The organism is Sandarakinorhabdus sp., assembly GCF_040398645.1.
Classification (GTDB): domain Bacteria; phylum Pseudomonadota; class Alphaproteobacteria; order Sphingomonadales; family Sphingomonadaceae; genus Sandarakinorhabdus.
Window position 1 is genome coordinate 16845 of sequence record NZ_JBBATR010000035.1, and the last position, 6157, is coordinate 23001.

The following is a 6157-nucleotide window of genomic DNA, read 5'->3' on the forward strand; positions in this document are numbered from 1 at the left end:
GCCTTCTCCAGCTTTGCCGCACCGGGCTCGATCTGGCGTTATGATGCCGCCACCAACACGGCCGAGGTGGTGCGGCAGGCCAAGGTGGCGTTCAACCCGGCCGATTACACGGTGAGCCAGGTCTTCTACCCGTCGAAGGACGGCACCAAGGTGCCGATGTTTGTCGCGCACCGCAAGGATCTGGATCTCGGCAAGCCGCACCCGACCCTGCTTTATGCCTATGGCGGGTTCGACATCAGCGAGACCCCGCAGTTCCGCGTGGCGCGGCTGGTGTGGATGGAAATGGGCGGCGTGTTTGCGCTCGCCAATATTCGCGGCGGCGGCGAATATGGCGCGGCCTGGCATGATGGCGGCCGCCTGCTCAACAAGCAGAATGTGTTCGATGATTTCATCGCCGCCGGTGAAGCGCTGGTGAAGCGCGGCACGACGACACCGCAGCAGCTCACCATCCAGGGCGGTTCCAACGGCGGGCTGCTGGTGGGCGCCGTGACCAACCAACGCCCCGATCTGTTTGCCGCCGCGCTGCCGGCGGTCGGCGTGATGGACATGCTGCGCTACGCCAACTGGACCGCCGGGCGCTATTGGGTGGATGATTATGGCGACGTCACCAAGCCGGAGTTTTTCCGCTACAATCTGGGCTACAGCCCTTATCACAATGTGAAGGGCGGGAAGGCTTATCCGGCCATCCTCGTCACCACGGCTGACACCGATGACCGGGTGGTGCCAGGTCACAGCTTCAAATATGCCGCTGCGCTGCAAGCCGCATCAATTGGCGACAAGCCGCATCTGATCCGGATCGAAACCCGCGCCGGCCATGGCAGCGGCAAGCCGACGGACAAGATCATCGCGGAAGCGGCCGATCTATGGGCCTTTGCCGGCTATTGGACGGGCCTTACGAAGTAGGCGGCGGTGGCGGGCCATTTGGGCGGGTGAGGATCACCAGCGCGGTGATGGGCAGGATCACCGCCTGCGCGATGATCACGCTGACGGGCGCACCGACCACGAAGGACATGGCGAACACGGCGGCCATCGACAGCACGGACACCAGCTTGGCGCGCGGCGCGATGGCGCGGTGCTGCTGCCAATTGCGGATCAGCGGCCCAAAGCTGGCGTGGTTCATCAGCCACGCGTGCCAGCGCGGCGAGGAACGGGCGAAGCAAAAGGCGCTGAGCAGCACAAACGGCGTGGTGGGCAGCAACGGCAGCACCACGCCGGCAATGCCGAGACCGAGGCTGATAAGCCCGATGACAAGCCAGACCGGCCGAAACATGGCTCTGGCTTAGCAGACCGGTGGATTGCCGCCAGTGATTTGCAGCGGCTATTCGGCCAACGCTGCCGCAATTGCAGCGGCAACACTGGCATCGCCGGCAGCAATCACGGCCCCGGAACTGTTCAGCGTGAGCGGCGCGCCTTGCCAATCGGTCATGATGCCGCCAGCGCCGGTGACGATCGGCACCAGCGCCGCCCAATCATGAAGTTTCAGCCCGGATTCGATCACGCCGTCGAGATGGCCGGACGCCACCAGACCGTAATTGTGGCAATCGCCGCCGTACAAGATATCGGCTGCCAGCGGGCGCACGCGTTCAAAGGCAGCAAAATCAGCCGGCCCAAAAGCCTGTGGGCTGGTGGTGCCGATGCGGGCCTGGGCCAGCGTGCCGCAGTGCCGCACATGCGCCCGCGCGCCCTTGAACAACGTCGGCTGGCCTGGCCCGGCAATCCAGCGATCGCCGATGATGCACTGATCGATGATGCCCAGCACCGGCTGCCCGGCGACCATCAGGCCGATCAGCGTGCCAAACAAGGGCCGCCCGGAGATGAAGGCGCGGGTGCCGTCGATGGGATCGAGCACCCACACCCGCTCCGCATCGGGGCGGTCGTCGCCATATTCCTCGCCGATCACACCATCATCCGGGCGATATTGCGCCAGCAGGCGGCGGATAGCAGCTTCGGCTTCGCGGTCGGCGATGGTGACCGGGGAGAAATCCTCCTTGGTTTCCACCAGAAATGGCCGGCGAAACCATGGCCGGATGGCAGCGCCGGCCGCTTCGGCGAGCCGTTCGGCCAGTGCCAGATCGCTGAGGCTCACAGGCCAAGCTCCTGCAGAATCGCGGCGCGGTCGCCGTCCAGCGCCGGGGCGGGGGCACGGGTGGCCGGGTCGGCATGGGCGGACAGCTTGATGGGATTGCCGGCTGCAATCAGCGGCGTGCCGTCGGGCAGGGCCGTGCTTACCACCATGTTGCGCGCCAGCACCTGGCGATTGGCCAGCGCCTGGCCAATATTGTTCAAGGGCCCGCACGGCACACCGGCATCATCCAGCAGCGCCAGCCAGTGCGCCGCCGGCTTAGTGCCGAGCACAGCCTCGATCACCGCTGCCAGCGCATCGGCGTTGGTGGTGCGCGCGTCATTGCTGGCAAAGCGCGGATCATCGCCGGGCAAGCCAAGCGCAGCGGCCAGCGCGGCGAACAATTGATCGTTGCCGGCTGCAATCACAATGGGTGCATCCGCGCATTGATAGGCGGCAAATGGCGTGATCGACGGATGCCGCGCGCCCAGCGGCCCCGGCGATTGGCCGGTGGCGGCAAAGCGGGCGATGGCGTTTTCCAATATGGCAATCTGGCCGTCCAGCATGGCAACATCGACGAACTGGCCGGCGCCGGTGCTGCGCCGGTCGTGCACGGCCGCCAATATGCCGATCACGGTGAACAGGCCGGCGGTGATATCGCCGATGCTGGTGCCCACGCGGGTGGGCGGCCCGCCGGCATGGCCGGTCACGCTCATGATGCCGCCCAGCGCCTGCACCACCATGTCATAGGCGGCCTTTTTCGCATCCGGGCCGGTCTGGCCAAAGCCGCTGGTGGCGGCATGGATCAGGCGCGGAAAGCGCGCGTGCAAAGCGTCCCAGCCATAGCCCAGCCGCGCCATCACGCCGGGCCGGTAATTGTCCACCAGCACATCGGCGCGGGCCAGCAAGGCTTCGAACACGGCGCGATCGGCCGGGGCCTTCAGATCGAGCGCAATTGACTGCTTGCCGCGGTTGATGCTGGCGAAATAGGCGCTGTGGCCATTGATGAATGGACCATAGGCGCGGGCATCATCGCCGCCATCCGGTCGTTCCACCTTGATGACGCGGGCGCCCAGATCTGCCAGCACCATGGTGGCATAGGGGCCCGCCAGCACCCGCGACAGATCGATGACCAGCAGGTCAGCAAGCGGGCCGGGCATGGGCGATCCCTGATGACATGGACATGCGCAATCAATAGGCGGCGATGGCTGCGTTCGCAACCTCGTTCACAACGATCAATTTATTATTGACAACAAAATAAAAAACAATTAATTTTTACACATCACTTGAACCAAAGGAGGCGCAATATGATTCGGATACTGGGGTTGGCTTTGGCAATTGCGGGTTTGGGTACGCCAGCTATGGCGGCAACACTGATCGGCAAAACCGCAAGCGTGGCCTATTTTTTACCTGATACATCAACAGTTTACCCACAAGCGGTGCCTGATCCTGGCAGCTTCACGATTGGCTCTGGCATTGAATCCACTGTCAATGTCGAAGGCGTTACGTTTCTGGATGTGGATTTCGGGGCGAAATCACTCACCGTGCTGTTCAATACAGTATTGACCAATCCGACCTGGAACAGCGCGCCCTTTAACGGCTTGCGCTTCAGCGGCAATGCCATCAGCCAGATCAACAGTGTGAGCGTTGACCCATCGACCACATTGCCGGGCTTTTCCAATGCCCGTGTCACCAATTCCGGAGGTGTCCTCGGACTGGATTGGAACGGAATCACCTACGCCGATGGCCAAAAGGTCACGTTGAATTTCGGTACGGTGCCGGAACCCATGGTCTGGGTGCAACTGCTGGCTGGCTTTGCACTTATTGGCGTGGTCGCGCGCGGCAAACCTAAGGCATCAACCGCATTGGCCTGAATCTATCGCTGGTTGCGCCTCTCGGCCCGGCTGTGCAACATCATGCATCGCTTGGGTTGAGGGGAAGCCACCACATGATCATTCGCATCTCATTGCTGCTTCTGGCCAGCACCGCGTCCGTTGCTGTAGCGGCCACGCCGGTGCAGGAAGCCGCTTTTGACCAAAGCGTGTCCAGCGCCGATCAGATGGCCTGGCTGAAAACCATGGCGTCTGGCCCCAATCACCTCGGCAGCCCGCACAATCAGGCCAATGCGGCGATGATCGACAAGCTGTTCCGGGAATGGGGCTGGCAGGTGAAGCGCGCCGATTACCAGGTGCTGTATCCCACGCCGCTGTCCACTGCGCTGGAACTGGTCGGCCCGGCGGCAAAAAAGCTTGGCGGGCAGGAGCCGGGCATCCCGCAAGACGCCACCTCCAACAATCTGGCCGGCGCGCTGCCGCCCTATGTTGCCTTTCAGGGTGACGGCGATGTGACGGCGCCGGTTGTGTATGTGAATTATGGCCTGCCGGGCGATTATGAGGCGCTGGCCCGGCGCGGCATTTCGGTGAAGGGCAAGATCGTCATCGCGCGTTACGGCGGCGGCTGGCGCGGGCTGAAGCCGAAACTGGCGCAGGAACAAGGCGCGATCGGCTGCCTGATCTATTCCGATCCGCAGCAGGACGGTTATGGCAGTGCCGACACCTACCCGAACGGCGGCGGCCGGCCAGAGACCGGGGTGCAGCGCGGCAGTGTGCTCGACATGATCACCTATCCCGGCGATCCGCTGACACCCGGCGTCGGCGCCACCACGGACGCCAAGCGGTTGACGCGCGAGACTGCTGCCACGCTGCTGAAAATCCCGACGCTACCCATATCCTATGCCGATGCCACCGAAATTCTCACCCGGTTGACCGGCGCGCCCGTGCCAGCCGAATGGCGCGGCGGCCTGCCGTTTCACTACCGGTTCGGCGGCAGTGACGATGTGAAAGTGCATCTGAAGGTGGAGAGCGAGTGGTCGCTGAAAACCATCTCCAACGTGATTGCCACGCTGCCTGGCTCGACGAAGAAAGACGAATGGATTGTGCGCGGCAACCACTATGACGGATGGGTGTTTGGCGCATCCGATCCCCTGTCAGGCGAAGTGGCAATGATGAGCGAAGCCAAGGCGCTGGGCGCGCTGTGGAAATCGGGTTGGCGACCAAAGCGCAGCATCGTTTACGCCAGCTGGGACGGCGAGGAGCCCGGCCTGCTCGGCTCCACCGAGTGGGTGGAGGAGCATATCGCCGAACTGAAGCAGAAGGCGGTGGTGTATATCAACAGCGACAGCAATGGCCGCGGTTTCCTGGGCGTCGATGGCAGCGGTCAGTTCACATCGCTGATCGGCAAAGTGGCGGCCGATGTGAAGGACCCGCGCACCGGTGCCAGCGTGGCGGAGCGGTGGCGGGCCGGCGTGCGCGCCAAGGCGTTTGACGGCCTGCGCGGCAATCCGGCGGCACTGGCCGCAGCCGAACAGGGGGCCGATCAGCCGATGGACCCGTTGGGTTCGGGCAGCGATTACACGGCCTTCATTCACCATGCCGGCGTGTCATCAATCAACATCGGCTTTGGCGGCGAAGCCGAAAGCGCCGGTTCGTACCACTCGATCTATGACAGCTATGATCATTTCGTGCGCTGGGATGATCCGGGCCTGGCTTACGGCGCGGCATTGTCCAAGGTGGCGGGGCGGCTGGTGCTGCGGCTGGCCGATGCCGATGTGCTGCCGGTGCGCTTTGGTCCGGTTGCTCGCGCCGCGCGCAGCTATTTCACCGAGATCAAGGCGTTGATCGATGGCCGCCGCCGTGAGGATGAGAAGCGCGCCGCCCTGACGGCCGATATCTATCGCCTGGGCAGCGATCCGCGCGATCCCTTGGGGCCGCCCTTGTCAAAAACGCCCACGCCAACGCTGGACCTTACAATATTGGACGCAGCGATCACCCGGCTTAATGGTGCGGCCAGCGCTTTGGACGGCGCCATCGCGGCCAAGGCGAGGGGCTTGAGCCCTGCGCAGACAGCCGCGATCAATGCCCAGTTGCAGGGCATCGAACAGACATTGCTCAGCCCGTCTGGCCTGCCGTTCCGGCCGTGGTTCCGCAACATCCTCTACGCGCCGGGCCGCTTCACCGGCTATGGCTCCAAGACACTGCCGGGCCTGCGCGAAGCGGTGGAGGAGCGCCGCTTTGACGACGCAGTGCGAGAAGCCGG

General features: G+C 63.8%; 6 protein-coding genes. 3 read left to right on the forward strand and 3 right to left on the reverse strand.

Going from position 1 to position 6157, the window contains the following annotated elements; translation table 11 throughout:
* A partial coding sequence (locus ABWP50_RS09190) for a prolyl oligopeptidase family serine peptidase (RefSeq protein ID WP_353217697.1) occupies positions 1 to 903 on the forward strand: 903 nt, incomplete at its 5' end.
* Here ABWP50_RS09190 and ABWP50_RS09195 read toward each other — a convergent pair.
* The 3 genes from ABWP50_RS09195 to ABWP50_RS09205 are packed head-to-tail and all read right to left on the reverse strand — an operon-like array spanning position 893 to position 3222.
* Positions 893 to 1270, reverse strand: coding sequence for a YbaN family protein (locus tag ABWP50_RS09195; protein ID WP_353217698.1), 378 nt, complete (start codon positions 1268 to 1270; stop codon positions 893 to 895). The two genes, ABWP50_RS09190 and ABWP50_RS09195, sit on opposite strands and share 11 nt — an antisense overlap.
* A 48-nt stretch (positions 1271 to 1318) precedes the next feature.
* Positions 1319 to 2086: an inositol monophosphatase family protein gene (locus tag ABWP50_RS09200; RefSeq protein WP_353217699.1), complete on the reverse strand. Its 768-nt coding sequence runs from the start codon at positions 2084 to 2086 to the stop codon at positions 1319 to 1321.
* Positions 2083 to 3222 carry a CaiB/BaiF CoA transferase family protein gene (locus ABWP50_RS09205; protein ID WP_353217700.1) on the reverse strand — a complete coding sequence of 380 codons (1140 nt, stop codon included), beginning with the start codon at positions 3220 to 3222 and terminating at the stop codon, positions 2083 to 2085. The genes ABWP50_RS09200 and ABWP50_RS09205 overlap by 4 nt, the downstream gene beginning before the upstream one ends.
* A gap of 147 nt (positions 3223 to 3369) precedes the next feature.
* Here ABWP50_RS09205 and ABWP50_RS09210 point away from each other — a divergent pair, with 147 nt between their 5' ends.
* Entirely contained in the window at positions 3370 to 3936 is a 567-nt protein-coding gene (locus ABWP50_RS09210; RefSeq protein ID WP_353217701.1) for a hypothetical protein, read from the forward strand.
* 74 nt (positions 3937 to 4010) lie between these two features.
* The coding region (locus tag ABWP50_RS09215; RefSeq protein WP_353217702.1) for a M28 family peptidase at positions 4011 to 6157 on the forward strand (2147 nt) is incomplete at its 3' end.